At 44.2% G+C, this 25,097-nt stretch carries 24 protein-coding genes; 20 read left to right on the plus strand and 4 right to left on the minus strand.

What is annotated here, in order from left to right; all coding sequences use genetic code 11:
* Window positions 1–524: 524 nt before the first annotated feature.
* The 18 genes from L2740_RS17355 to L2740_RS17440 all read left to right on the plus strand — a co-directional run bounded on the left by L2740_RS17355 (window position 525) and on the right by L2740_RS17440 (window position 20,048).
* Complete coding sequence (locus L2740_RS17355) at window positions 525–1,529, plus strand: DMT family transporter (protein ID WP_248951335.1); 1,005 nt, start codon at window positions 525–527, stop codon at window positions 1,527–1,529.
* 893 nt (window positions 1,530–2,422) lie between these two features.
* Window positions 2,423–4,453, plus strand: coding sequence for a cytochrome c3 family protein (locus tag L2740_RS17360; protein WP_248951336.1), 2,031 nt, complete (start codon window positions 2,423–2,425; stop codon window positions 4,451–4,453).
* Window positions 4,454–4,525: 72 nt separating this feature from the next.
* Window positions 4,526–4,954 carry a rhodanese-like domain-containing protein gene (locus L2740_RS17365; RefSeq protein ID WP_248471364.1) on the plus strand — a complete coding sequence of 143 codons (429 nt, stop codon included), beginning with the start codon at window positions 4,526–4,528 and terminating at the stop codon, window positions 4,952–4,954.
* A 60-nt stretch (window positions 4,955–5,014) separates the two neighbouring features.
* Window positions 5,015–5,800, plus strand: a complete 786-nt coding sequence (locus L2740_RS17370) for an FKBP-type peptidyl-prolyl cis-trans isomerase (protein WP_248471363.1) — start codon at window positions 5,015–5,017, stop codon at window positions 5,798–5,800.
* 67 nt (window positions 5,801–5,867) lie between these two features.
* Entirely contained in the window at window positions 5,868–6,581 is a 714-nt protein-coding gene (locus L2740_RS17375; RefSeq protein ID WP_248951337.1) for a tetratricopeptide repeat protein, read from the plus strand.
* 62 nt (window positions 6,582–6,643) lie between these two features.
* Window positions 6,644–7,354, plus strand: a complete 711-nt coding sequence (locus L2740_RS17380) for a 4Fe-4S dicluster domain-containing protein (protein ID WP_028767714.1) — start codon at window positions 6,644–6,646, stop codon at window positions 7,352–7,354.
* 2 nt (window positions 7,355–7,356) lie between these two features.
* A complete protein-coding gene (nrfD, locus tag L2740_RS17385) occupies window positions 7,357–8,304 on the plus strand; it encodes an NrfD/PsrC family molybdoenzyme membrane anchor subunit (RefSeq protein ID WP_248951338.1) in 948 nt (315 codons plus the stop codon).
* Between the two features lie 174 nt (window positions 8,305–8,478).
* The gene (locus L2740_RS17390) at window positions 8,479–8,967 is read left to right on the plus strand and encodes a nitrous oxide reductase accessory protein NosL (RefSeq protein WP_248951339.1); all 489 of its coding nucleotides are present in this window, start codon (window positions 8,479–8,481) and stop codon (window positions 8,965–8,967) included.
* Between the two features lie 47 nt (window positions 8,968–9,014).
* Window positions 9,015–10,334, plus strand: coding sequence for a nitrous oxide reductase family maturation protein NosD (gene nosD, locus L2740_RS17395; RefSeq protein WP_248951340.1), 1,320 nt, complete (start codon window positions 9,015–9,017; stop codon window positions 10,332–10,334).
* Window positions 10,335–10,402: 68 nt separating this feature from the next.
* Window positions 10,403–11,311 (plus strand): ABC transporter ATP-binding protein, encoded by a 909-nt coding sequence (locus L2740_RS17400; RefSeq protein WP_248951341.1) that lies wholly within the window; start codon window positions 10,403–10,405, stop codon window positions 11,309–11,311.
* Window positions 11,312–11,315: 4 nt separating this feature from the next.
* Entirely contained in the window at window positions 11,316–12,143 is an 828-nt protein-coding gene (locus tag L2740_RS17405; protein ID WP_248951342.1) for an ABC transporter permease, read from the plus strand.
* A 271-nt stretch (window positions 12,144–12,414) separates the two neighbouring features.
* Window positions 12,415–13,698, plus strand: a complete 1,284-nt coding sequence (locus tag L2740_RS17410; RefSeq protein WP_248951343.1) for a winged helix-turn-helix domain-containing protein — start codon at window positions 12,415–12,417, stop codon at window positions 13,696–13,698.
* A 388-nt stretch (window positions 13,699–14,086) separates the two neighbouring features.
* A complete protein-coding gene (gene rbsD / locus L2740_RS17415; RefSeq protein ID WP_248951344.1) occupies window positions 14,087–14,506 on the plus strand; it encodes a D-ribose pyranase in 420 nt (139 codons plus the stop codon).
* A 17-nt stretch (window positions 14,507–14,523) separates the two neighbouring features.
* Complete coding sequence (gene rbsA / locus L2740_RS17420; protein ID WP_248951345.1) at window positions 14,524–16,029, plus strand: ribose ABC transporter ATP-binding protein RbsA; 1,506 nt, start codon at window positions 14,524–14,526, stop codon at window positions 16,027–16,029.
* Window positions 16,026–17,000, plus strand: coding sequence for a ribose ABC transporter permease (gene rbsC / locus L2740_RS17425; protein WP_248951346.1), 975 nt, complete (start codon window positions 16,026–16,028; stop codon window positions 16,998–17,000). Before rbsA ends, rbsC begins: the two co-directional genes overlap by 4 nt.
* Before the next feature lie 64 nt (window positions 17,001–17,064).
* The gene (gene rbsB / locus L2740_RS17430; protein WP_248951347.1) at window positions 17,065–17,964 is read left to right on the plus strand and encodes a ribose ABC transporter substrate-binding protein RbsB; all 900 of its coding nucleotides are present in this window, start codon (window positions 17,065–17,067) and stop codon (window positions 17,962–17,964) included.
* A 124-nt stretch (window positions 17,965–18,088) separates the two neighbouring features.
* Window positions 18,089–19,006, plus strand: a complete 918-nt coding sequence (rbsK, locus tag L2740_RS17435; RefSeq protein ID WP_248951348.1) for a ribokinase — start codon at window positions 18,089–18,091, stop codon at window positions 19,004–19,006.
* Window positions 19,007–19,040: 34 nt separating this feature from the next.
* A complete protein-coding gene (locus tag L2740_RS17440; protein WP_248951349.1) occupies window positions 19,041–20,048 on the plus strand; it encodes a substrate-binding domain-containing protein in 1,008 nt (335 codons plus the stop codon).
* A 110-nt stretch (window positions 20,049–20,158) separates the two neighbouring features.
* Here L2740_RS17440 and fre read toward each other — a convergent pair whose 3' ends face one another.
* Window positions 20,159–20,869 (minus strand): NAD(P)H-flavin reductase, encoded by a 711-nt coding sequence (gene fre / locus L2740_RS17445; RefSeq protein WP_248951350.1) that lies wholly within the window; start codon window positions 20,867–20,869, stop codon window positions 20,159–20,161.
* Window positions 20,870–20,978: 109 nt separating this feature from the next.
* The gene (ubiD, locus tag L2740_RS17450) at window positions 20,979–22,460 is read right to left on the minus strand and encodes a 4-hydroxy-3-polyprenylbenzoate decarboxylase (RefSeq protein ID WP_248951351.1); all 1,482 of its coding nucleotides are present in this window, start codon (window positions 22,458–22,460) and stop codon (window positions 20,979–20,981) included.
* A gap of 233 nt (window positions 22,461–22,693) precedes the next feature.
* Here ubiD and L2740_RS17455 point away from each other — a divergent pair, with 233 nt between their 5' ends.
* Window positions 22,694–23,221: a hypothetical protein gene (locus tag L2740_RS17455; RefSeq protein ID WP_248951352.1), complete on the plus strand. Its 528-nt coding sequence runs from the start codon at window positions 22,694–22,696 to the stop codon at window positions 23,219–23,221.
* A gap of 74 nt (window positions 23,222–23,295) precedes the next feature.
* Complete coding sequence (locus L2740_RS17460; protein WP_248951353.1) at window positions 23,296–23,886, plus strand: hypothetical protein; 591 nt, start codon at window positions 23,296–23,298, stop codon at window positions 23,884–23,886.
* A 94-nt stretch (window positions 23,887–23,980) separates the two neighbouring features.
* On the opposite strand, the gene L2740_RS17465 is transcribed toward L2740_RS17460, so the two are convergent.
* Together L2740_RS17465 and L2740_RS17470 are read right to left on the minus strand one after the other, a co-directional pair.
* Window positions 23,981–24,505 (minus strand): GNAT family N-acetyltransferase, encoded by a 525-nt coding sequence (locus tag L2740_RS17465; RefSeq protein ID WP_248951354.1) that lies wholly within the window; start codon window positions 24,503–24,505, stop codon window positions 23,981–23,983.
* Between the two features lie 33 nt (window positions 24,506–24,538).
* Window positions 24,539–25,030, minus strand: coding sequence for a TlpA family protein disulfide reductase (locus tag L2740_RS17470; protein ID WP_248951355.1), 492 nt, complete (start codon window positions 25,028–25,030; stop codon window positions 24,539–24,541).
* Window positions 25,031–25,097 lie beyond the last annotated feature (67 nt).

Consider the following 25,097-nt stretch of genomic DNA (forward strand, 5'->3'; position numbering starts at 1 on the left):
CTACTGTCCCCCTTGAATATCAATCTCAGTCAGATCCTCTTCTATTTACTTGTTTATTTGCGTTTCATTTTGTTGACCACAAGAGTAGTGACTTAGATCACGTTAACTGGCCTTTGGTTAACTTTAGTTAACCATTGTTGTTGCTGTTTTTATTAATTTAGTAACCGTTAAATTTATATTTAACGTTTTCCTGCTTGTTTTTGATGTCTCTAAATTGAGTGTTTTGGTGACCTATCTCTAACAATGCATTGATAATTAGATGTTTACAGCATATCGCGTTTTATCTTATCTACTTTTGCTCAATAAAACTCGCTATATCGCTTAGGTCACATTTTTTAACTTAGCTATGGGTAAAATGCGCTGCGTAGTAAACAAAAATTAACTGAAAACTGTCTATATCGATTTATCGAGCAAGTAAGTCTTTTGCTAGTTAGCAAAATCAAATAGCCAGTAGCAGATCCAAAGATCCTGATCCCCGTGAGCCAATGCAATCTGCACAGACAGGACACTAAAGGTAAAATGAAATGAATATCACCAATAAAGATGTTGTACTAGGATGGACTGCTGCTATTGCTGTAGCCGTGATCTGGGGCGTAACAGGCGTAGTGTCTAAGCCATTATCTATGGCTGTTGATCCTATGACGTTAGTGTTTTTCCGCTACGTTACCGCGGTAATGGGCTTATCGGTTATTTTCTTCTTTACCTCTCGTAGCAAAAGCCTAAGTAAAGATCTTGGTGGTTCACTAAAAATAGATAAAAAAGATATCCTAAAAATCGCCCTTTGCGGCATTATCGGCCAAGGTGCATTTTCGCTATTTAATTTCCTTTCTCTATCGCACATTGGTGCTACTGAAAATGGCGTTATCCAAGGCATGCAGCCGTTTGCAACGGTATTTTTCGGTATGTTGTTTATGAACTTCCGCATGAATAAAATCCAATGGGGTGCGTTTATCGCATCAGCACTATGTATCTACGCCATGAGCGTGGGGCCAACCAATAGCATTGAAGGCGGTACACCACTGCTTGGCTATGTATTTGTAACTTGCTCTATGTTGTCACTTGCTTGGACTGCACATTTACGTGCTAGCTTGGCCGACAAATATGGCTCAGTGGTTTCTATGTTGTACCAGTACATCTCTGTAGCGGTAATGGGGTTCTTTGTGGTGATGGCAATGGGCCTAGATTTAAGCCAAATCTTTATCATCCTAGATAGCCCACTATTACTTGGCCTGCTGATCTTCTTAGGTACTGGTATCTCTGGTGGTAGCTACCTAATCCAACTTTACTCTTTCAAGCGTATCGGTGTTGAAAAAGCCACTATGGCACTAAACCTAATGCCGCTAGTAGGTTACATGGTTGCGGTATTGACACTAGGCGAGCAGATGGAACTAAGCAAAACCATCATCGTATCGTTAATTGTAGTTGCATTATATGTATTCACTAAATACGAGACTAAAACTGAAGACAAACTTGCTGTAGCGAATGGTTCTGACAAAGAGGCTGTGACACTAAAAGCCCAAAAGGCCTAACTGCTAGCTATTAGTTCTCCCCCAACTCCCAACCTTTTATCCCCCGCAGGCTAACCACCTCGGGGGATTTTTTATGTCTGCACCTTAGCTAAGCTTGCTTTAATAGTGCCGAGTCTAGCTGCAGATATGCGCTATAAATATGAGTTGTATTTACACGCTGAATGTATGAGAGCTACTTATAACTACTAACAGCAATAGTTTAAAGCTAATCGCAATCATAAGGCCGCTTATGGCGTGTATTTTTGTGGTTGCTTCTTGCTAAGCATAAGGCATTTGATTGAGTGCTGTGGAGGCTTTTGTGGAATGTTCTACGGACTTTCTATGGCGCTTCTTTGGTTGAGGCTCTGGGGATTGAAGGGGGATTTTAACCGCTAACTCGGCTTGTCTATGTTATCTGTTAACCCCTCTTATTAGCCGTTGTAAAACGCCATAGAAAGCTTCTAAAACATAATTCTGTTGTTGAGCTTGGTTAAATTTATCTTTTTGTTGTCAGCCATGCTCTTGTTTCTACCTCTTAATGGTTAATCCGCCACAAACCCTTAGCACGACTCGCTTTGCGGTAATTGCCGCAATCACTCGGTGGTTGTTCGGCTGTTATTTTTGCAATTTTTTTGCGCTTAAAAAAACATAAAAGGGTGATTTTTATATCTAAAAAGATCTTTTTATATGTACCTATCTTGTTGTTTTTAAATGTTTATATGTTTTTTATATCTAATCGGTTCTGATGGATTTTTAAGTGTGCTACAGCGCAGATTTTTACTGTTTTTTATGTGGAGAATAGCCCTTGCTCAGTTGTTTAGCTCAATCGGTGAACGGTTAGTTTTTAAAAAAGTGTGCTTATAAAAGCACGCAAAAACAGTGAAAAAATAAAATAATATAAGTAGGAGTGAATGATGAGACGGTGGAAACACAAGGTAGCATTAAGCGTGCTGTTTTGTTTTGGTGCCATTGCCAATGCGAACGCTGCTGGAAAATATGACAGCATCCCTCAAATGGGTAAAACCGCGAAAGGGGCTATAGCTGAATACAACGGTATGCAACAAGTCAACGGCGTTAAAACGCTTCAAGACTATATCGTTCAAGAAGAAGAGTTATTCGATTACTTATTCGAAAACCACCCTGTATTTAAGTATCAGCAAGCGGGTAACTTGATTGGTGATTACCATATCAGTGACCGTGGTGAAGAGTACTTAGATACTGGTCACAGCCCTAACTACAGTGAGCGCGTTGGTGCGCCTCGCGCAGTTCAGTACCGTTTAGGTGCTAAATCAATTCTAGATTACCCAAACAACTTCGTTGGTCCTGAAAAGTGTGCTGAATGTCACGCGACTCAATACGAGAAGTGGCAACGTTCGCGTCACGCTAAAACAATTCGTTTCCCAGGTGAACACCCTGAAGTGGATAACGACATTGAAAAGACAATGTACAACACCAAAGATACCTCAATCTTGCCTGACGGTATTACGCCAGACATGATCTATGCAACTGTTGGTACTCCACGTACTAAATACGGTTTCATTGATGCATGGCTAGTGCGTGGTACTTATCACATCAGAGACGGTTTATTACGCGACGGTACCGGTAAAATGGTAGCGGGTGCTAACCAGTTCTCTCGTGGTTGGGCTGAATGGTTAACGCCAGAGATGTCTAAGAAAATTAACGATGTTATCCCAGAATTCCCAACAACCTTAGCTGGTTTCGGTGGTTCAGGTTCGCACCAGCAAGGTATGAGCTCATACGGTGCTAAGTACGAAAAAGAAATGTTGTTCCAACCTGCAAGTTCTTACTGTGAAGTTTGTCATACGTTCAAGTTTGACTTCCAAAACAAGCAAGAGTTCTTCGATGCATTAGGCGATCCTAAGAAGCTACAAGAGCACACGATTTCTCGTGGTATCGCTTGTGAAGAGTGTCATGGCGCGGGCGGTCACTTAGATGGCGGTACTGGCGGTATGCAGTCTAACTGTGAACGTTGTCACCAACGCTTCCAGTACGACCCAACACTTGCTGACACGCCTCAAGCACAAGAAAAGCGTGAATACGCTTTCGGTGTGAAGATGAAGTCACTATGTCCATCATGTGGTACTGAAGGTTCTCAGATGTATAACTCTGAGCACTATGAGAAGGGCATGCGTTGTACTACATGTCACGATCCACACGAAGTGACTGATGGTGATTGGCAGTCAGGTTTCACTACTCCAAAGCTGAAGAAAGACTGTAAAGACTGTCACGAAGCGCAAACTTTGATTGCTGAAAACTCTGATACTCACAGCAACCAAACTTGTCAAAGCTGTCACATGCCTAACATGGGTAGCTGTGAAAACTTCAAGGCACTGCAGTTCCCTGACCAAGCTGGTTTCGACGCAGTACGTAAGTCTCACATGTGGAAGATCCAAGTTGATCCAACACTGAAGACACTAAACCCACCAGAAGGTGAGCCACGTACTCAAGGTCCTAAGGCTGGTAAAGGCTGGACTGTTGCTAAGAACGAAGAAGGTCGTAACTACTTAGACTTAATGTGGTCTTGTGCTCGTACCTCTATCTCTGACCACGACGTGGTTGAGAACAAAGGTTGTCACAGCCAGTTCCAGTCTGAGCTAGAAAAAGGCCTACATTACGAAGACCAGTTAGAGATCTATGGTGAAGTAATGAAGATGCAAAACCCTGTTAAGGAAACTTTTGCGAAAGTTGAACAAGCTCTAGAGCGTATCGACCAGCTATTAGAAGTGACTAAGTTGTCTACTGAAGACAAGACTCAAGTTCTAATGCTAGCTGAGAAAGCTGCTGAGACTGTTGATCTAATCAAGAAAGATGGTTCATGGGGTGTGCATGGCTTCCGTTATAGCCAGAAGCGTCTAGATGCTGCACTAACTTATGTTACGCAAGCACAAAACATTCTAGATGGAACAGGTTACGCAGCTAAATAAGCCGCATAACTAGTTAACCGCCTCGGCATGAATTGCGTAGCAATGATTGCCGAGGCAATAAAGAGAAAGATTATGAAAAAAGCACTGGGTCAAATTCTGTTAAGCCTTACGTTAATTGCAAGTTCAGCTAGCTGCCTAGCAGGCGGTGGTTCTGAGATGGCACCCGCTCATCGCTATGAGCACCAGCTAACCACAATCAGCATGATGGAAGCTGAGTCCTTAATCGGCAAGGAAGGCGTTTATTTCTTTGATGTGAATACGCTTGAACTTTGGGCTGAAGGTTTCATTCCAGGTGCTATTTACTTCAACGTTAAAGATTGGAAAAAGTTACTGCCAGCTAAGAAAGATGCAGTGATGGTGTTTTATTGCGCTAACCGCCTATGTAATGCCAGCGAAATTGCGGCACATGAGGCGTTGAAAATGGGTTACACCAACGTTTTACAAATGCCTGATGGAATTTACGGATGGCGCTTGTCGAATCGAGTAACTGAAAAACCATAACAGCAGGATGTTAGGTCATAAACCTAGTTCGTACAGAATTGATTTAAAGAGATAATTATTATGAAAACATTTACAAAAACTACCCTAGCTGTTGTGACAGGTTTCACCCTGTTTATGTCTGCCAACTCAATGGCCGCAACCGATTTAACTTCTGACGTACAGAAAGAGTCTTACAGTATCGGTGCTTCTTTAGGTAAATACATCTCAGGCCAAATCTATAGCCAAACAGAGCTTGGTGCTGAAGTGGATGTGAACCTTGTTATTGAAGGCGTGGTGGATGCACTTAAAAACAACCCACAGTTTTCAGATGAAGAAATTCTGACTTACCTTAACCAGCGTGCAGAGCAACTCAACACAGCACGTGAAGCAGCTGAAGCTAAGATCGCCTTAGCAAACGTTACTGCTGGTAATGAATACCTAGCTGAAAACAAAAAGAAAGATGGCGTAAAAGAAACTGAATCGGGTCTGCAATACCAAGTGATTTCTGAAGGTGAAGGTCGCAAGCCTAACCCACAAGATGTAGTTACAGTGCACTACAAAGGTTTCTTAATTGACGGCACAGAGTTTGATGACTCTCACAAGCGTAATGAGCCAAACCGCTTTGCACTAATGAGTGTGATTGAAGGCTGGCAAGAAGGCATTCCGTTGATGAACGAAGGCTCAACTTACAAGTTCGCTATTCCTGCGGCACTTGCCTACGGCGACAAGCAAGTTGGCATCATTCCACCTAGCTCAACATTGGTATTTGAAGTTGAACTAGTGAAAGTTGAAGCACCAGGTGAAAACGCTCATGGCATGGGCCTAAGCGGTATGGGTATGGGCGGCATGATGGGCGGCGGTCACTAGTCGCTGGGTTTAACTGATTAATATAAAGATTTTTAGTTTTAGTTGGTTTCGTTTGTAGAGAGTCACTATGAATAGTTTAGCTATCGGCATTGCTGTCACCTTATGTGCAGTTATCACCTTTATTTGGCGTCATCATCACTCTAGTCAAAAACATGGTGTAACCCTGATAGTTAAGTCTGGTGACGACGGATTAAATGAGCACTCCGTCAACGCGAAGGTACCTATGGTGCTATCTGTAGTGCTCTTTACAACGACGCTAATGATTTACTCACAACTAGGCCATTTCGATGGCTGGAACAAAGGAGTAGTAGACAGCAATATTGATTATCTGATCACCGCAGAAATCAATAAAAACGCTAAGAAAGTCAGCGAGCAACCTAGCAATGAAATTGCATTATTAAATCTGGCTCAATCCTACGTGGATGGCGGCCTATATAGCGAGTCGGTGCAAACACTTGATGAACTACTCAGCCTCTCTGGCGACAGTGCAAGCGTACTTGGCATGAAAGCCAATGCCATGTACTACCGCGATAAAAGAGAGATGAGCTTAGATATCGATTTGGTTATCGCTAGAGCCCTAGCGCTTGATCAATATGAACCGCAATCTCGCCTATTACTTGCTACCCACGCTTACCTTAATGGCGAGTTTGAACAAGCCATCGAGCAATGGCTGAAACTACTCGAAAGCGACAAGCCCAACATTAATCGAGCTGCAATTAATAATGCAATTTTACGAGCAGAGCAAAAATTAGCTAATCGTTCAGTGGCTGCATCTGAGTAAAGTCACGTAAAACCTAATAAGTATAAATATGTCAGCTAAATAGCTGATAGCTGGAGGATGCTGTGAGTGAAAATATAGAGAGACGGAGGTTCCTTAAGTGCTTAGGAGCCAGCTCTTTGATAATAGCGCCCCTAGGGTGCAGTTCCGTCAAAGAGGGTGAGTCAGATGCAAACAAGCCCCATTATGCGATGGTGTTTGATCAAAATAAATGTACTGGCTGCGGCGAGTGTAAAGAGGCATGTAATCTAGCCAACAACTTACCAGCAGGTAAGTCGAGACTGCTTATGGAGCAGCACTCTGGTGGGTTAGAAGGGCAGCCTTGCCCACACTGCGGTAAAACCACTGAATGTGGTTGTGAACGTAAGTTTGTCCGTGTCTCATGTCAGCAATGTAAGAATGCCCCTTGTGTAACCGTTTGCCCTACAGGCGCGGCGCACAGAGATGAGAAGACCGGCATTGTTACTATGGACGCGGCTAAGTGTGCAGGTTGTAAGTACTGTATTGCAGCTTGTCCTTATGACGCACGTTTTATCAATAAAGAAACTGATGTCGCCGACAACTGTGACTTCTGCCTAAACAGCAAACTTGCCATTGGCGAACTACCTGCTTGTGTACAGAAGTGCCGTTACGATGCACTGATTTTTGGTGATATTAACGACCCGACATCCTATATCAGTAAGCTACTACGAGTAAAAGATTCTGTGCGTATTAAGCCAGGATTTGGTACTGAGCCAAGCTTACGTTACATACCTATTGTTAAGCTAGGAGTATAGATATGGACGGCAATATTGAATTTACAATGGGTCTGTCTGAGGGACTTGCTTGGCCTTGGCCGATTGCTGTGTACTTGTTCTTTGCGGGTATTTCCGGTGGTGCGCTAGCCACTGCGTTATTCTTGCGATTCTACAAGAAGCAGACAACCAACACGCCATTTTATAAAGCTGCAGCATTAATCTCATTTGTGACGATTAGCTTAGGTATGTTGTGTCTAGTTTTAGACTTAACTAACCCACTATTCTTCTGGCGAATTTTGGTTTACTACAACCTAAATTCAGTGATGTCGATTGGTGTTATCGCGCTATCGGTTTATATCCCGTTAGTCGCGTTAATCTGCCTATTTGCATTCGAAGAAGAGATCCGCGAAATTCCTGCACTGAAAGTATTAGTGCCAGTAGTTGAAAAGCTACAAGGTATTCGTCGTCCATGTGAAATCGCCGTATTGGTACTGGCTTTAGCAGTGTGTGCTTATACCGGTTTCCTTATCTCAGCTTTGGTACGTTTTCCTATCATCAATACCTCTGTTTTACCGGCGCTATTTATTGCTTCTGGTATTTCAGCGGGTGCTGCAGCAGCCAAAATGCTTGCAGTATCGATGTTTAAAGAAGACCTACACAGCCAAGATATGAAGATCCTTCATGGCGCTGAGTGGCCAATTATGATTGCTGAAATGCTATTCATTTTCATGATTGTGACTTCGCTAATGACAGGCAACGCTGGTGCACAAGGTGCATTCGAAGCTTTCCATACTGGTGAGTGGGCTGCGGTGTTCTGGTTTGGTGTGGTGGGCCTAGGTTTTGGTGGTCCATTACTACTTAACTTCGCCACAGGTAAAACCTTTAGCCACAGCGCTAAAGCCTTCTACCTATCAGGTGTTTGTGCCGTGGCTGGCATGATGTGCTTGCGTATGTTCATCCTGTACGCTGGCCAAATCTTTGCAGTTTAACCAATAGGTTATATCGCAAAGCTAGCAAGATATTCGCTCCTAATACCCCGTCCCTGCAAGGCCAGTATTAGGAGTTGAACTGACGGCTAAGCAACTAAGCTCACGCCTTGCCACACTAACTGGCAAGGCAGTGAGTGCCTCCTTAAATTCGTATTCTTTCCAATTGGGTTCGCTATGAAAAAATTACTACTCACCTTGTTATTTATTCCGCTTATGTATGCTTGTAGCCAAGGTGATGCGGCGTCGCAGTCGACTGAAGCGCAACCTATTCACGACCACGACCGCTGCCATTTATGCGGCATGATGATCACTAAGTACCCAGGACCAAAAGGCCAACTAGGCTTGAAAGGGGAAACCATAGTGCCAAAGTTCTGCTCTACTCGAGATATGTTTAACTTTGCGCTCCAACCTGAGAATAAGCGTCAGATCACGCATTTGAAGGTGCATGATATGTCGGTTACAGATTGGGAACATCCTGATGATAAGAGCTTTATTGATGCAACCTCGGCTTGGTATGTTTATGGCACCAGTAAAAAAGCGGTTATGGGTCCTGCTGTTGCTTCATTTGCGACCCAAGATGGCGCCACTCAGTTTGCTACCGAGTTTGGTGGGGCAGTGCTGACTTATGAGCAAATTACTATTGAGCTACTTGCCGGAGAGTAGTGGCGTTTCACTTTATATAAAGTGAGGTGTGGAGCGTATCAAAGCCGATGAGTAAATTAACCTTATCTAGTTTCCAAGCCGCGAGCAGAGTTAGCCCATTACGCCTAGCATTGCTGACTCTGTCACTTGGTTTTGGCATGGTTTGCCAAGCTGAGATCATAGACGTTGATAATACTGAAGCACTGACTCAGGCCTTAACTAAAGCTAAAGCGGGTGACCGAATTGCTTTGGCTGCTGGGCGCTATCAAGGTCCGCTGCAAATCCACCAATCTATTATTCTTTCCAGTCGCGGCGACAGTATTATTGATGGCAATGGCGTAGGCAGTGCCATTCAGGTATTTGCTGCCAACGTCGAAATTGCCGGGCTTAAAATTGAAAATTGGGGCAACGATCATTACGAGCGTGATGCGGGAGTGCTGGTTGAGCCGGGTAATGATGGTGTTGTTATTCATAACAACCACTTTCGCGGTGACGGCTTTGGTATTCGTGCCGACGAGCTGCAAAACATTACTATCCATGACAACGTGATTGTGGGTAACAACAGCTTATACACCTTAGATCGCGGCGACGGCATTCATTTAATGCGCGTTAAAGGCTCTGAAATATACGGCAATACCATTTCTCAAGTACGCGACGGCGTTTACCTCGAATCAAGCAGCCACAGCCGCGTGTATGGCAATCGTTTATTCGATCAGCAATACGGCATCCATTATATGTACACCTCTGATGACGAAGGGTTTAATAACCAGAGTTATCAAGTTGATGGCGGCTACGCTGTGATGAATGCCAAGCGGGTTTACCTGCATCGTAATCAAGTGTGGGACGCCATAGATTTCGGTATTTTGCTTAACATGACCGAAGACTCAATTGTAGAGTCTAATCGCGTTGAGCATATAGTTAACCGTAGCGAAAACCAAGTACAGGGCCAAGAAGGTAAAGGGCTCTTCGTCTATGGTGCTCGCGATAATACTATTATTAACAATCATTTTGCCTATTGTGACATCGGCTTTTATATGGCGATGGGCGGAGAGGGCAATCAAGTTTATCAGAACCAGTTTATCGACAATTTCGCGCAGGTTAAGTACGTCGGCGATGCGCTTCTAGAGTGGAGTCATAACGGCCGCGGCAACTACTGGAGCGGTTATTTAGGCTGGGATCATAATGCCGACGGTGTCGGTAATAGTGCATACCAACCGAATGACAATATCGATAAGTTATTTTGGCTTTATCCTGAAGCGAATTTCCTAATGGATAGCCCTATTGTGGTGGTATTACGTTGGGTCCAGCGCCAATTTGAAATAAGCGCAGCCAGCGGCATTATCGACAGTTATCCATTGCTTAATAGCAACCCGGCTTTTCTTGATTAATCTATGCCGATTATTTTGCGGTGCACAGTGCAGCGATTACATACAAAAGTAATCGGTTTGGAGAGTAAATGAATTCTTGTTTAGCGGTTTCTGCCAGTCATATACATCATAAGTTTGCAGACTTTGAGGCATTACGAGACGTTAGTTTTGATGTTAAGCGCGGCCAGACCATGGCATTGCTTGGGCATAATGGTGCCGGTAAATCTACGCTGATTAAAATTTTGTTAGGTCTTATTAACCCAAGTGGCGGCAATGTGAGTGTGCTGGGTAAACAGCTGACGGCAGTAAAAAATCGCGCAGAGCTTAAAATTGGCTACTTGCCTGAAAACGTCAGTTTTTACGATAAGCTAACCGGTAAAGAAATTTTAAATTATTTTGCAGCTCTTAAAGGTATTGGCAAAGTGAGAGTTGTGCAGCTCTTGGAAGAGTTTGGTTTAGAGTACGCCCAAGACCGAGCCTTAAAAACTTACTCTAAAGGTATGAAGCAACGGCTGGGCTTTGCCCAAGCGATATTGTGTCGCCCAGAGCTATTACTGCTCGATGAGCCAACTGTGGGCTTAGATCCAGTGGCTTCACAATTTATGTATAGCAAGATTGATGAACTCAAACAGCAAGGCTGTGGCGTTATTGTGTGTACCCATGAGCTTTCATTAATTGAAAACAACATTGATATCGCGCTGATCTTAGCTAAAGGTCAAGCGCTGGCATCGGGCACGTTAGCGGACTTGCGTCTTGCGAGCGGTTTAAAAACTCGCTTAACCTCGCCGCAATTAGCAGAGGCGATTGCACTGCAGCCCCAGTTAGCTGCGTTACAGCAGGGCGATGGCTTATTGTTAGATAAGCAGTCTAAGTCTGAGGTGGTTAAGTTATTAACTGGCGACTGCCAAGTGTTCGATTTTAGTCTTAAAGAGCCTGCTTTAGCTGAGATCTATCATTTTTACATGGGCCAATGCGCTCAACTTGATGAGGTAAGTTAAGGCTATGCGGATATCTCCTGTGTGTGTGATTGCGAAAAAAGAGATCCAAGACAGCCTGCGTAATCGCTGGGTGTTATTTATTTCGTTAATCTTCCTTATTCTATCTTTGAGTGTCACCTTTGCTGGCAGCGCTGTAGCCGGCAGCTTATCGTTGCCGACACTGGACGCATTGATCTCAAGCCTATCAACTATCTCGGTATTTATTATTCCGCTCGCTGCCATGCTGGTGAGTTATGACGCGTTTGTTGGTGAGGATGAGTCCGGCACTTTATTGCTGTTGCTGTCTTACCCTATTAGCCGCTGGCAGATTTTAATGGGTAAGTTACTGGGCCACAGTCTAATTATGATTGCCACCATAGGTTTTGCCTTTGGCTTAACCGCAATGTTGTTATTGGCAGTTGGTGGGCAATATGAGCCGCAGGTGTTATTGAGCCAGTTTGGTCAATTTATTTTGAGCAGCATTATGTTGGCCATCGCTTTCATTTTATTGGGCTATATCGTTAGTTTGAAGTCCGCTGAAAAAGCCAAGGCTGTTGCCAGTATTCTGTTTGTTTGGTTTGTGTTTGTGCTTATTTACGACTTGATATTGCTAACGATATTAGTTGCAGATTTGGCCTTTTTTAATCAATATATTATTAATGTCTTAATTGCGCTAAATCCGACGGATCTCTACCGCGCGATTAATTTAATTGGTATGGAATCAGGTAAGGGCAGTTTAGCTATGTTCTCAGCTGTTGCTTGGGGCAAGCTGGCACTTTATGCAGTCATGTTGCTGTGGATTAGTGTTTTAGTGTTTATTGCTAGTCAGATATTTAAACGCAGAACCTTATAATTAATACCCGATTATTTTTGGGTTGATTGAGTTAGCTGCTCAGCGTTTGGTTATTGATTTAAAAGCTATTTTATATGTTCTTTTTACAGTTTTAAGTTTGAATTGAGCTTTTTTGAACTATAAAAATGTAAGATATGTGAGCACTAACGTACAGATTTTAAATGGCTGATTTGATTTCAGGACAAAATCACGTTTTTAATAAATTATTTTAGTAAACTGAGGTTAAGTTTTGTTAATCATCGATTTGAAGATAATTTAGAGGGAGCTAAAGGTGCTGAAAGTTACTCCTTATTTGGAGTTAGATGAAGAGGCTAAGCAATTAGTCGATCATGCCAATAATAAAACCATCACACTGACAGTCTCTGAGTCTGCGGTTTTACATCAATTGATTTTGGCGCTCAGTGCGGTTTGCTCTAAAGAAGATCTGCTGGCGGCAGGTTGGCCTGATCGCGTTGTTGCGGCTACATCATTAACTCAATGTGTAAGTACACTAAGAAAGAAGCTCGAACCCTACCCAGAAGTCATGTTACGCACCATAGCCGGTCGCGGTTATCAGCTTAACGTTTCTACTCGTTCACACATTAAAATGCTTGCGGTTAACGATGCCGAATCGGTACGTGCTGCGCTGGTGGATGTGTCGTTACTGGTTAAACTTAGCGGTATTATTATCGCGACCTTAATTGGTTTATCTTTTTGGTATTTCAGCGACTACCACGGCGTAGTCAAAGCGAAAAATAGCTGGGATGCTAACAAGCAAATCCCGATTAATATTGGTGGTACCAAACAAGATATTCAGCTGATCCATAAAGATGACGTTAGCCATTTGCATGCGTCTATGTGGCAAAAGCATTTAGCACCTGAATCTAACCATTTAGCTAATTTGAATAAGTTTAATGGTTTTGCGGTAACAGACGGCAACTATTACTCGATGGCGGTTTGTCCTGGAGCAGACAAACAAAAATGCTCGGGCAATGGCTTAATCAATATCACTGCCATTGATTTAACGCCTGCAGGTTTGAATATGCAAACCTTCACTGATTTAACCCGCAGAATGGAACAGCGTATTCGTTATAATCGGGTGATCATTCCTCATGATGAGCCGGGCACCAGTGGTTTTATCGAGCATCATTACCATGCCGATGTTTATTATCCGGTTAAAGACAATATGCTGGTGCGCTCTGATATCAGTTTGTCGTTAATTTATGATGGTGAAAATACCGGTAAGTTTTACTCTGCAGCTTGTGTGACCGATGAAGAGTGTGAAACCACGCCAATCAAATACAAGATCAAGGGTGACTTTACTCAGTATCAGGAAAAGATAGATGATCTTGATGTAGACGTATTCCACGTTAAAGTATTGCAAAAAGAGCTAATGAAGCCAGAGCAAGTGAGCTCGTCGGCGATGCATTTTTATCGTGAAATTCGTAAGCATGAAATTATTGATAGCGACCTGTACTTTTATCGCATATACAAAGATGCTGATACCGCAGTTTGGATTGTACCTATCTTAGGTAATCTAGTGGCTTGGTATGAGTACGATAAGGTGAAGCTTTAATAAAAGCAGCTCCTAGGAAAAGCTAAGATGCTACAGGCTGAGATATAAGGCTCACTGTAGGTCGGTCAAACAAGTTACCCAAAGGCAAAACAGTGTACGCTGTTTTGCCTTTAGTTTTTATATTATCTGACTAGGTGTTACTCTTTTCTTCCCCACCATTCGCAACTGTTTTTGTTAGCTAGGTCACAATTAAATACTGATCACCATGCACTATCGAAACGTTTCGATTAGTCTTGCTCTGCACTATCGAAACGTTTCGATAGCTAGCTCAATAAATTTTAGCTCTGTAACTTTTAGCGCTATAACTTTAGTTCTGTAATTTTTTCGCTCAAGGTTTTCTATTAGTGAGCAAGTTACAGGGCATGACATAAATACTTTAGGTCTTTAGATGAATAAGCACGCTTTAATCAATGCTGATATGAACTACCTTGCGGCAACGTTAGGTCATACCGATGAAGTTACTATTTGTGACGCTGGCTTACCGATCCCGGCAAAGGTTAAGCGGATTGATTTAGCGCTGACTCACGGCGTACCGAGCTTTATTGCAACGGTAAAAGTTTGGCTAGCATCGTCGCAAATTGAAGGCGTTATGCTGGCTGAGGAGTTCGTTAAGGTGAGCCCAGAATGCCATCAAGCATTGCTAGCTGAAATTGATGCCGAGCAACAAGCAACTGGCCGCATATTCAGTATTGAATACATCTCTCATGAAGCATTTAAACTGCGTACTCATAACAGCCGCGCGGTGATCCGTACCGGCGAATGTACGCCTTACGCTAACGTTATTTTTAAAACCGGTGTTGTATTTTAAGCGTCGCGGAGTCTGTTATGACCGAAGCTATTTTGCAGTTACAAGCCATTGAAAAAGCTTTCCCTGGGGTTAAAGCACTAGATAAAGCTAGCCTAAATGTTTATCCCGGCCAAGTCATGGCTCTCATGGGAGAAAACGGTGCCGGTAAATCGACTTTAATGAAGGTGCTTACCGGTATTTACTCATTAGATGCGGGACAGATTGTTTACCAAGGCGAAACGCGCAGTTTTAATGGCCCGCGTGATTCGCAAGCTGCAGGTATTAGCATTATCCATCAGGAGCTTAATTTACTGCCTGAGCTGACCATTGCAGAGAATATCTTTTTAGGTCGTGAAATGACCTCACGCTTTGGGCGCATTTTATGGGATGAAATGAATGCTAAAGCGGCGGCATTGCTTAATCGTCTTAAAATTTCCCACGCGCCTACTACTCTGGTTGGCAGCTTGAGCTTGGGCGAGCAGCAAATGGTAGAAATTGCCAAAGCTATCTCGTTTGACTCAAAAGTTATCATCATGGATGAGCCAACAGACGCGTTAACGGATGTTGAAACTCAGTCACTGTTTAGTGTTATCAATGAGCTGCGCGACCAAGGCTGCGGTATCGTTTATATCTCTCATCGCATGCAAGAGATCTTTAGCATTTGTGATGCGGTTACAGTATTGCGTGACGGCAGCTTTGTTGATGAGTGCAGAGTCAGTGAGATTGATGAAGACCAGCTGATTGAGCGCATGGTTGGCCGTAAGCTGGCAGACCAATACCCACGTATTGCCATTACTCACAAAGGTTGCCGGTTAGCGGTGAATAACCTATCGGGTCCGGGGGTTGATAACGTTAGCTTTAGCCTCAATCAAGGTGAGATTTTAGGGTTTTCTGGGCTTATGGGCGCAGGGCGTACCGAGCTGATGAAAATCATCTTTGGTGCAGCAGCAAAAGCTCAAGGGCAAGTTGAGCTAAATGGCCAAAGCGTCAGTCTTAATAATCCTCAGCAAGCACTCGCAGCGGGTATTGCTTATATCTCTGAAGACCGCAAAGGCGATGGATTATTGCTGGAGCTGTCAGTTAAAGAAAACATGTCTATCAGCGCGCTTGCTAAGTTAAGTCGCGGCGTGCAATTACGCCATAGCGATGAAGTAAGCGAAGTCGAAAAGTTTATCGAAGCTTTCAATATCAAAACTCCAAGCCGCGATGCACGTATTGGTAACTTGTCTGGCGGTAATCAGCAAAAGGTGGCGATTGCCAAAGGGTTAATGACCTTGCCACAAGTGCTGATCCTCGATGAGCCGACTCGCGGTGTCGATGTGGGCGCTAAGAAAGAGATTTACGACCTAATCAACCGTTTTAAAGCTCAAGGTATGAGCATTATTTTGGTGTCATCAGATATGCCTGAGTTACTCGGCATGTCAGACCGTATTTTAGTTATGCATCAAGGCCAAATCAGTGGCGAATTTGATGCGCTAGAGGCAGATCAAGAAACCATTCTTGCCTGCGCAGTTGGTAAAACATTACACAAGGATATTGCATGAGCCAGTCAATTACAGCGCAGCCATTTTATAAGCGCATCAACAAAGCGTGGTTGATTGAGAATAAGTCTCTCATCGCCTTGTTTAGCCTTATTTTTGTGGTGTCTTTGCTGAGCCCAAACTTTTTAACGGTTGATAACTTACTTAATATTCTGCGTCAGACATCCATCAATGCGATTATCGCCGTGGGTATGACCATTGTTATTTTAACCGCGGGCATCGACTTAAGCGTTGGTTCGGTTTTAGCATTAAGCGGCGCAATTGTAGCGACTTTAATCGGTATGGATGTGCCGGTTGTGGTGGCTTTACCTGTGGCGTTAATTGCTGGTGCAGCGCTTGGCGCGATCAGCGGCATTATCGTGGCCAAAGGCAAGGTGCAGGCATTTATCGCAACCTTAGTGACCATGACACTGCTGCGCGGCGTGACTATGGTGTATACCGACGGTCGCCCGGTAGCAACCGGTTTTAGCGACACTGCAGACAGCTTCACTTGGTTAGGTACTGGCTATGTTTTGGGTATTCCGGTGCCAGTATGGTTGATGGCAATAGTGTTTATTGGCGCTTGGTATCTGCTTAATCACACCCGTTTTGGCCGTTACATTTATGCGGTAGGTGGTAATGAATCTGCGGCGCGTTTATCGGGTATTGCGGTAGACAAAGTCAAGATTGCAGCATATGCCATTTGTGGCTCAATGGCGGCGCTAGCAGGCATTATTGTTACAGCGCGTTTGTCATCGGCGCAGCCTACAGCGGGCATGGGCTACGAGCTAGACGCCATTGCTGCGGTAGTGCTTGGCGGTACCAGTTTAATGGGTGGTAAAGGCCGGATTGTCGGCACCTTAATTGGCGCTCTGATTATTGGCTTTTTGAATAACGCGCTAAACCTGTTGGATGTGTCGTCGTATTACCAGATGATTGCTAAAGCCAGTGTGATTTTGCTAGCCGTGTTAATCGACACCAAACAAAAAGCATAACTCGATATAGGCAGTACGCTTAGCGTGCTGCCTTGTTGTATTTTCCGAATTGAAAAGGTTTACCATGAAGCGACTTGCTAATTTAAAAGCCTCTGCTCTGTTATCGGTGGCCCTGCTGTCTGCCAGTGCGCCTTTTAGCGCTAGCGCACAAGATGCAATTGCGATTGTGTTATCGACAATGAATAACCCGTTTTTTGTGACCATGAAAGATGGCGCTGAAGCCAAAGCTGCCGAACTGGGCTATAAGTTGATTGCACTGGACTCACAAAACGACCCGAGCAAAGAGCTGGCGAACGTTGAAGACTTAACTATGCGTGGCGTTAAGGCAATTTTGATTAATCCAACCGACGCCCTAGCGGTCACTAACGCTATTCGCACCGCTAACCGCGCTAATATTCCGGTACTGACATTGGATAGAACCGCCGAGCATGGTGACATTGTTAGTCATATTGCTTCTGACAACATTGCTGGTGGCGAGCTTGCTGGCGAGTTTATTGCTAAAACACTTGGCGCAAATGCCAAAGTGATTCAGCTTGAGGGCATTGCTGGTACTTCTGCTGCCCGCGAACGTGGCGCCGGTTTTATTAACGCAGTTAACGCTGAAAACTTAGAGATGCTGTCGAGCCAACCTGCGGATTTTGACCGCTCAAAGGGCTTAAACGTCATGGAAAACATGCTTTCCGCTAATGGCGATGTGCAAGCCGTGTTTGCCCAAAACGATGAAATGGCGTTAGGCGCACTACGTGCAATTGAAGCCTCTGGCAAGCAGGTCATGGTAGTTGGTTTTGATGGCACCGATGAGGGGATTGCTGCGGTTAGACGTAAACAACTTGCAGCAACCATAGCGCAGCAACCTGAGCTACTTGGCGCTACCGGAATTGCTATCGCGGATAAGATTTTACAAGGCCAAGTGGTTGAAAAATCTATACCTGTTGCGTTAAAAATCATTACTCAAACACAGTAATGTAAGCCGTAATTTGTCACACTAGTATTTGGCGCCAGTAGAGATAATATCTAGGCGCATTTTCCTCTGAGGCCAACCACAAATTATGTTGGCTACGAGTCAGAGAACATCAAGGAATATGTAAATGTCTCAGTTAATTGTTTTGGGCAGTGTTAATGCCGACCATGTGTTACAAGTGCCTTCTTTTCCACGTCCGGGTGAAACCTTGCATGGGCGTAATTATCAAATCATTCCAGGCGGTAAAGGTGCTAACCAAGCAGTTGCGGCTGCACGCTTAAATGCCGATATTGGTTTTATCGCATGTGTCGGTGATGATGGTTTTGGGCAGAATATTCGTGGCGCTTTTGTTGACGACGGCATGGATATCTCAGCAGTACATATGATTGAAAATACCCCAACGGGTATTGCGATGATCCAAGTGAGCGATTGCGGCGAAAACAGCATCTGTATTGCTGCTGCAGCTAACGATGCACTAACTGCTGATATTGTTAACCAACATAGCGAGCAAATTGCAGCAGCCAAATACTTATTGATGCAACTAGAAACGCCACTTGCGGGTATTGAGCAAGCTGCGAGTATAGCTAAAGCAAATGGCACTCAAGTGATTCTTAATCCAGCACCTGCGCGTGCTTTACCTGATGCGTTGTTGGCAATGGTTGATATAATCACCCCAAACGAAACAGAAGCCGAAGTATTAACTGGCGTTGCAATTACCGATGAAGCCAGCGCGGCAGAAGCAGCAGCGATTTTACACGCGAAAGGCATCGCCACTGTGATGATTACTTTAGGCTCGAAGGGCGTTTATTTAAGCCAACAAGAGATAGGTAAAATCATCCCTGGCTTTAAGGTTAAGGCCACTGACACAACTGCAGCAGGCGATACCTTTAATGGCGCGTTTGTAACAGGTTTACTTGAAGGCCAAGCAATCGATAACGCGATTGTATTCGCCCACGGCGCAGCTGCAATTTCAGTTACCCGTTTTGGTGCGCAAACCTCGATTCCTACTCGAACTGAAGTCGAGCAGTTTTTAGCGGCGCAATAATTAATATAACTGACAAGACAGGAAATTAGCTCACATGGCCACCATGAAAGATGTTGCCAAACTTGCAAGCGTATCCACTTCTACAGTGAGCCATGTAATGAATGGCACCCGCTTTGTAAGTGATGATATTGCTAAGCGGGTGCAAGACGCCGCTCTGCAATTGAATTACCACGGCCCGTCTGCGGTGGCGCGTAGCCTAAAGCAAAATTGCACTAAAACCATCGGCATGTTGGTGACCACATCCACCAACCCATTTTATGCTGAAGTGGTGCGCAGTGTTGAGCAAGCTTGTTATCAGCAAGGTTACAACCTAATTCTGTGCAATACCGAGGGTGATGCGCAGCGATTAAAGCGCTCGTTAACGACCTTAATTGAGCGCCGTGTTGATGGCTTAATTATGATGTGCGCCATGCTCGAAGGTGACGATGCATTGCTGTATCGCCGTTTAGGTGGCTTACCTGTCGTAGTGATGGATTGGGGCCAAGTGGATTTTTCTTGCGACAAAATTCAAGGTCATTCGCGTCAAGGTGGCATTCTTGCTACCCAATACTTGATTGATAACGGCCACACACAAATTGGCTGTATTACCGGCCCGCGTAATCGTCAGCAGGCTGACTTACGTTATCAAGGTTTTGTTGATGCGATGAACGCAGCGAATTTGCCGATTAACCCTGCTTGGGTCATTGAAGGTAACTTTGAAACCGAGGGCGGCAAGGCGGCATTTGCTAAGTTACAAGCTCAAGGGGAATTACCGAGCGCACTGTTTGTATGTAACGACATGATGGCGATTGGTGTGCTGCATGAAGCACAGCGCAGTGGAGTGCAAATTCCACAGCGGTTATCGGTTATCGGTTACGACAATATTCAGCTAGCTAAATTTATGACGCCAGCACTAACCAGTATTCACCAGTCAAAAGCGCGTTTAGGTGCAGCGGCGGTAAATGCGCTTATTGCGCGTTTGCATGATCCAAGCTTACCACCGCAGTTTATGGACATTGAGCCAAGAGTGACTGAGCGTGCCAGTGTGGCAAGTAAGGCGTAGTCGAAGCTAAAATTAAGAGCGAAAGCTAAGAGCTGGGCGATAAAAAAGGCGAGTGGATTATGCATCCTCTCGCCTTTGTTGATCTTACGACCTATTTATACTGATTGGTATTACTTAATAAACGCAAATGCATCACCGTAGAGGTGATCTTCTTCAACGCCCATAGTGCGGAACACTTCACGCGCTGCACCAACCATATCAAAACGACCAGCAATATAGATGTCGTAACCGTTTAGGCTATCGAAGTCATTTTTGATCTGCTCTAGTAAGTTAGCTTCTTTGCCTTTCCAGTCTGCAGTGGCTTCTTCAATCACAGGAATAAAGTTCAACCATGGGTGAGCCTCATGCCATTCACGGGCAATTGTTTCGTAATACATAGCATCTTGGTTGCGACAACCCCAGTACAGCGTGGTTTCGATTTCTTGGCCAAGGGCAATTTTCTGTTCAACGATGCTCTTGATATAAGAGAAACCGGTACCGCCAGCAATCAGTAGGCGAGGGCGTTGGCTGTCAGCACGTAGGTGAGCGTCACCGCCTGGCACTTCAATCTCAATGCTGCTACCTGTGGCTAGGCATTCTTTTAAACGCTCAACCACCTGCATAGGGTAGCTTTCGCTAACGGCTGCACCGATATGTAGCTCAATATGCTCAGCATCTGGTGCTGAAGCGATAGAGAATGGGCGTTTGTCTTTTTCACCCATTACTACGCAAAGATATTGTCCCGCTTTAAAGTCAAACGGTTTACTCGGTTTTAAAATAACCTGAAATACCGCGTTATTAAACGGCGCTACTTTTTCAATTGTACAGCTAATGGTGTTCATCTTTGTTCCTTGATGAGCCCCTCTTTGGAGGCTTATTAAGTCTAAGTTTATCTGCCTACTAAAGGCTTGTAGGCAATATAATGATTAACTAATGCAAAGTACATTATTGTTATAGGGTTGGCGCATCGTCAATGCCAAGTTCATCCCAAATGGCATCAACTTTTTGCTTAACGGCTTCATCCATAACAATAGGTGTGCCCCATTCGCGGTCGGTTTCACCTTCCCACTTGTTGGTGGCATCCATCCCCATTTTTGACCCCAGACCTGCAACTGGTGAGGCAAAGTCGAGATAATCGATTGGGGTGTTTTCTATCATTACCGTGTCACGCTTAGGATCCATGCGAGTGGTAATCGCCCAAATCACATCGTTCCAATCGCGGCAATTAACGTCTTCGTCGACCACCACAATAAACTTGGTATACATAAACTGGCGTAGGAACGACCAAGCGCCCATCATCACCCGTTTAGCATGTCCTGGATATTGTTTACGGATCGAAATAACCGCCATACGGTACGAGCAGCCTTCAGGCGGCAGGTAGAAGTCGATGATCTCTGGATATTGCTTACGCAAAATTGGCACAAACACTTCGTTTAATGCCACACCTAACATAGCTGGCTCATCAGGTGGACGGCCGGTATAGGTGCTGTGGTAAATGGCATCTTTTCTGTGAGTAATGTGGGTTACAGTAAACACAGGGAAGGAGTCGGTTTCGTTGTAATAGCCGGTGTGATCGCCATAAGGGCCTTCTTCAGCCATCTCTTCTGGGTCAATATAACCTTCTAAGATGATTTCGCTGGTGGCTGGCACTTCTAAGTCACAGCTCAGTGCTTTACACACTTCAGTACGCTCACCGCGCAGTAGTCCGGCAAAAGCATATTCACTCATAGCGTCAGGCACTGGAGTTACTGCACCTAAAATAGTCACAGGATCTGCACCTAGAGCTACGACTACAGGGTAGCGCTCACCTGGATGCTTCTCTTTGAAATCTTTAAAGTCTAATGCGCCGCCGCGATGGTCAAGCCAGCGCATAATTAACTTGTCTTTACCGAGTAATTGCTGGCGGTAAATACCTAAGTTTTGGCGTTTTTGGCGTGGACCTTTAGTGATGGTTAAGCCCCAAGTTACCAGCGGTGCAACATCACCTGGCCAGCAATGCTGGATTGGCAGCTTAGTTAAATCGACATCTTCGCCGGTTTTAACCACTTCTTGGCAAGGAGGATTACGTACGGTTTTAGGCGGCATGTTTAAGGCTTGCTTAAACATAGGAATTTTTGAAATAGCGTCTTTAAAACCACGTGGTGGCTCTGGCTCTTTTAGAAATGCCAGTAGTTCGCCTACATCGCGTAGCGCCAGTGGATCTTCTTTACCCAATGCCATAGCTACACGTTTTGGGGTACCAAAAAGGTTAGCCAATACCGGCATGTCGTTGCCGACTGGATTTTCGAATAACAGAGCAGGACCTTTGGCGCGTAATACGCGATCAGCAATCTCTGTCATTTCCAAATGAGGATCAACGGGATGACTAATACGCTTAAGCTCACCATTGGTTTCTAAGTGGTCTATAAAGCTGCGCAAATCCTTAAAACTCATAGGGGAATTCTCATCGCTATAAACTGTGATATGGCGCGCACTATAGCATCATTCGAACGTGCGTTAAACGCTTGTTCATCAAAGCGTGGCATCAATATATTTCAGGTTTTACTGAAGCTATTGTCTTTATTGCTAGGGGCTTAGCGACTGACATTGGTTTACGGCTTATTTGAGCGTAAACTGAACTATATGATTCTACATTTGTTGGCGTGCAACAACATTGGAGGATAGTGATGCAAAGTTTAAAATTAAGCGGCTATGTTGCGGGGTTAACAGGCTTATTATTGTTGATGCCAGCAGCGGCAAATACAGCGCCTATTGCGGTGGTTTCACCGTCGCTAATTCTCAGTAATGTCAGTGTGGGCCTTGGCTGGAGTAATCACAATTACCGCGACCCCTGGCGCTGGAATGTTGGCGTATCTAATGGCTGGTATGGTTACCCCTATGGCAGTCGTTATTATCGTCCAGGCTGGCGACCTGGTTATAACTGGGGAGTCGGTTCACGTTGGCGTTATCCTTATGGCTATGACAATCGTTATTACTCACCTTACCGATACGAAAGACCGGTATATAAAGCACCTGAACCGAAAGTGATTGCGCCACCTGAGCGAGTGACTACTAGCGTGAGCTACTCTTCTGGTTTAAATCGTCTGCCAGACAACGCGCGGGTTATTCAACGTGATGGTCGCACCATATATGAGTGGCAAGGTGTTGAGTATGTGTTTGATTGGCAAACGAGTACTTATCAGAAGATTAATTAACGGATTTTATTTAGCGCTATAAACTTGTTACCCTAAAAACTTCTGGCTCAAAAACTGGGCGATAAGGGAATGCCATGGACTGGATGCAATTTACAATAGCGTTAATCGACAAGCTGATCTGGCCGTTGGTATTAGTGTTTGCGGTAATGAATTTAAAGCGGCCGTTAGCGAAGCTTATTCCCCTTGCCAAAAAGCTTAAGTTTAAAGATTTAGAGCTAGAATTTGGCCAAGGATTAAAAGCGGTAACAGAGCAGGCTGAGGGTGTGTTTCCCGAGCTGAAAACTGACAAAAAAACCTTACTGATAGCTTCTGCCAATAGCTTGCCTAATTCAGCAGTGTTAGAAACTTGGGAGCAAGTTGATTTAGCTGCTGAGCGACTGATAAAACTGCATTGTGACAATATCACTTTAGATAAAAACACCCGTTATAAACATATTGAAAATATCTTGATAAGCGAGGCCTTGATTAATACCAAGCAAGGCAAGTTGTTTAGCGAGCTACGTCAGTTACGTAATCGGGTTGCCCATGCAGTTAACTATGAGGTGGGCAAGGCTGAGGCGATTCAATATATTGAGTTATGTTTTAAGCTTATCGAGCATTTAAATAGCTTAACCCCAACGGGCGCTCATGCTTGTAATACTGGAGTTGAAAGCATTGCGAGTTAGTCTTTACTGCACCAAAACCGTTAACAGTAAAAAGCCCAATCATTGATTGGGCTTTTTACTAGTGAGATCTTCGCATTTTGAAATCAGAACGTTATTAGGCTTTGCTTTTAAGGTACATGTCGTAGCGCTGAATCATAAAACCTAGGTTTTGAAACTTCTTATTGAAGGTCATCCCCAGTTTTTTGAGTACATTGATTGATGCGTGATTACGGTCAACTACATCGCCGACAATATAGTCGAGATCCATATGACATTTTGCGTAATCAATACAGGCTTGGTTGGCTTCGGTGGCAAAACCTTGGCCCCAGTATTCAGGTGCAAAGCGGTAACCAATATCGGTTTCATCGATACGGTAATCGTTTTTAAAGCCGCAAAAACCAATAACACGGTTGGTTTCTTTTAGGACTACTGCCCAGCGCGCATAGCCAAACTGTAAATACTCATTAAGCCAAATATCGCGAATAATACGCTCTGCATCGGCAAGGCTTTTAACCACGCCGGCATCGCCTGTGTATAGGTTTACTCTTTCGTCAGCATTAAAATCATATACAGCTTGTACATCATCGAGATTAAATTCTCTGATAATAAGCCTTGGTGTTTCGGTGATGATTTTGCTCATACTCTTCCTTCTCTCCTTTAGCACCAATCGCTATTACCACACGACTTCTGTTATTGGGTTATCTGTTTCACCAATAATCGTTTTAACCACTCTATTATCAGCATCTAACAAGATCAATCGTGGGATCCCTGCATTAGCAAATTGCGAGTAGATACTACGATCTTCATCGGCGACTAAGGCAAAATTGAGTTCGTACTCAGTGGCAAAGGTATTAAGGGCTGCTACGGATTCTTCACGGCCTATACCAATAATGTCGATATTGGGACTTAGGTGGATATTGGAGTTTACTAAGTGCTTCATCGTGCGTTGTGAGTCGTGACACCAGGTTGCAAACAAGATAAGTAGCTTATTGTTGTTTGATTGAGCTAAATCAATGTGCTTGCCTTGAGTGTCGACAAACTGACTAACTGGCACATTATCGCCAGCTTTTACATAGGTCAGATATTCGGGTTGTTTGGCGGTATTAGCGCAGCCGCTTATGGCAATAATAAGCAGGCTTAATATCAGGGATGGAAAGGTTTTCATTGCGGTCCTTTTTTATTATAAAGCTAGAAAAACAAGCAACTAGCTAAGCTTTTGTTATCAGACGAAA

This window comes from Shewanella pneumatophori, assembly GCF_023283895.1.
GTDB classification, from domain to species: Bacteria; Pseudomonadota; Gammaproteobacteria; order Enterobacterales; family Shewanellaceae; genus Shewanella; species Shewanella pneumatophori.

Coding starts and splice junctions, on each gene's coding strand:
- nosD (WP_248951340.1), top strand. CDS start 9,015: ATGAGTAAATTAACCTTATCTAGTTTCCAAGCCGCGAGCAGAGTTAGC.
- L2740_RS17370 (WP_248471363.1), top strand. CDS start 5,015: ATGAAAACATTTACAAAAACTACCCTAGCTGTTGTGACAGGTTTCACC.
- rbsA (WP_248951345.1), top strand. CDS start 14,524: ATGACCGAAGCTATTTTGCAGTTACAAGCCATTGAAAAAGCTTTCCCT.
- L2740_RS17375 (WP_248951337.1), top strand. CDS start 5,868: ATGAATAGTTTAGCTATCGGCATTGCTGTCACCTTATGTGCAGTTATC.
- L2740_RS17400 (WP_248951341.1), top strand. CDS start 10,403: ATGAATTCTTGTTTAGCGGTTTCTGCCAGTCATATACATCATAAGTTT.
- L2740_RS17465 (WP_248951354.1), bottom strand. CDS start 24,505: ATGAGCAAAATCATCACCGAAACACCAAGGCTTATTATCAGAGAATTT.
- rbsB (WP_248951347.1), top strand. CDS start 17,065: ATGAAGCGACTTGCTAATTTAAAAGCCTCTGCTCTGTTATCGGTGGCC.
- L2740_RS17405 (WP_248951342.1), top strand. CDS start 11,316: ATGCGGATATCTCCTGTGTGTGTGATTGCGAAAAAAGAGATCCAAGAC.
- L2740_RS17455 (WP_248951352.1), top strand. CDS start 22,694: ATGCAAAGTTTAAAATTAAGCGGCTATGTTGCGGGGTTAACAGGCTTA.
- L2740_RS17365 (WP_248471364.1), top strand. CDS start 4,526: ATGAAAAAAGCACTGGGTCAAATTCTGTTAAGCCTTACGTTAATTGCA.
- L2740_RS17390 (WP_248951339.1), top strand. CDS start 8,479: ATGAAAAAATTACTACTCACCTTGTTATTTATTCCGCTTATGTATGCT.
- L2740_RS17440 (WP_248951349.1), top strand. CDS start 19,041: ATGGCCACCATGAAAGATGTTGCCAAACTTGCAAGCGTATCCACTTCT.
- rbsD (WP_248951344.1), top strand. CDS start 14,087: ATGAATAAGCACGCTTTAATCAATGCTGATATGAACTACCTTGCGGCA.
- ubiD (WP_248951351.1), bottom strand. CDS start 22,460: ATGAGTTTTAAGGATTTGCGCAGCTTTATAGACCACTTAGAAACCAAT.
- fre (WP_248951350.1), bottom strand. CDS start 20,869: ATGAACACCATTAGCTGTACAATTGAAAAAGTAGCGCCGTTTAATAAC.
- L2740_RS17360 (WP_248951336.1), top strand. CDS start 2,423: ATGAGACGGTGGAAACACAAGGTAGCATTAAGCGTGCTGTTTTGTTTT.
- L2740_RS17460 (WP_248951353.1), top strand. CDS start 23,296: ATGGACTGGATGCAATTTACAATAGCGTTAATCGACAAGCTGATCTGG.
- L2740_RS17470 (WP_248951355.1), bottom strand. CDS start 25,030: ATGAAAACCTTTCCATCCCTGATATTAAGCCTGCTTATTATTGCCATA.
- nrfD (WP_248951338.1), top strand. CDS start 7,357: ATGGACGGCAATATTGAATTTACAATGGGTCTGTCTGAGGGACTTGCT.
- L2740_RS17355 (WP_248951335.1), top strand. CDS start 525: ATGAATATCACCAATAAAGATGTTGTACTAGGATGGACTGCTGCTATT.
- rbsK (WP_248951348.1), top strand. CDS start 18,089: ATGTCTCAGTTAATTGTTTTGGGCAGTGTTAATGCCGACCATGTGTTA.
- rbsC (WP_248951346.1), top strand. CDS start 16,026: ATGAGCCAGTCAATTACAGCGCAGCCATTTTATAAGCGCATCAACAAA.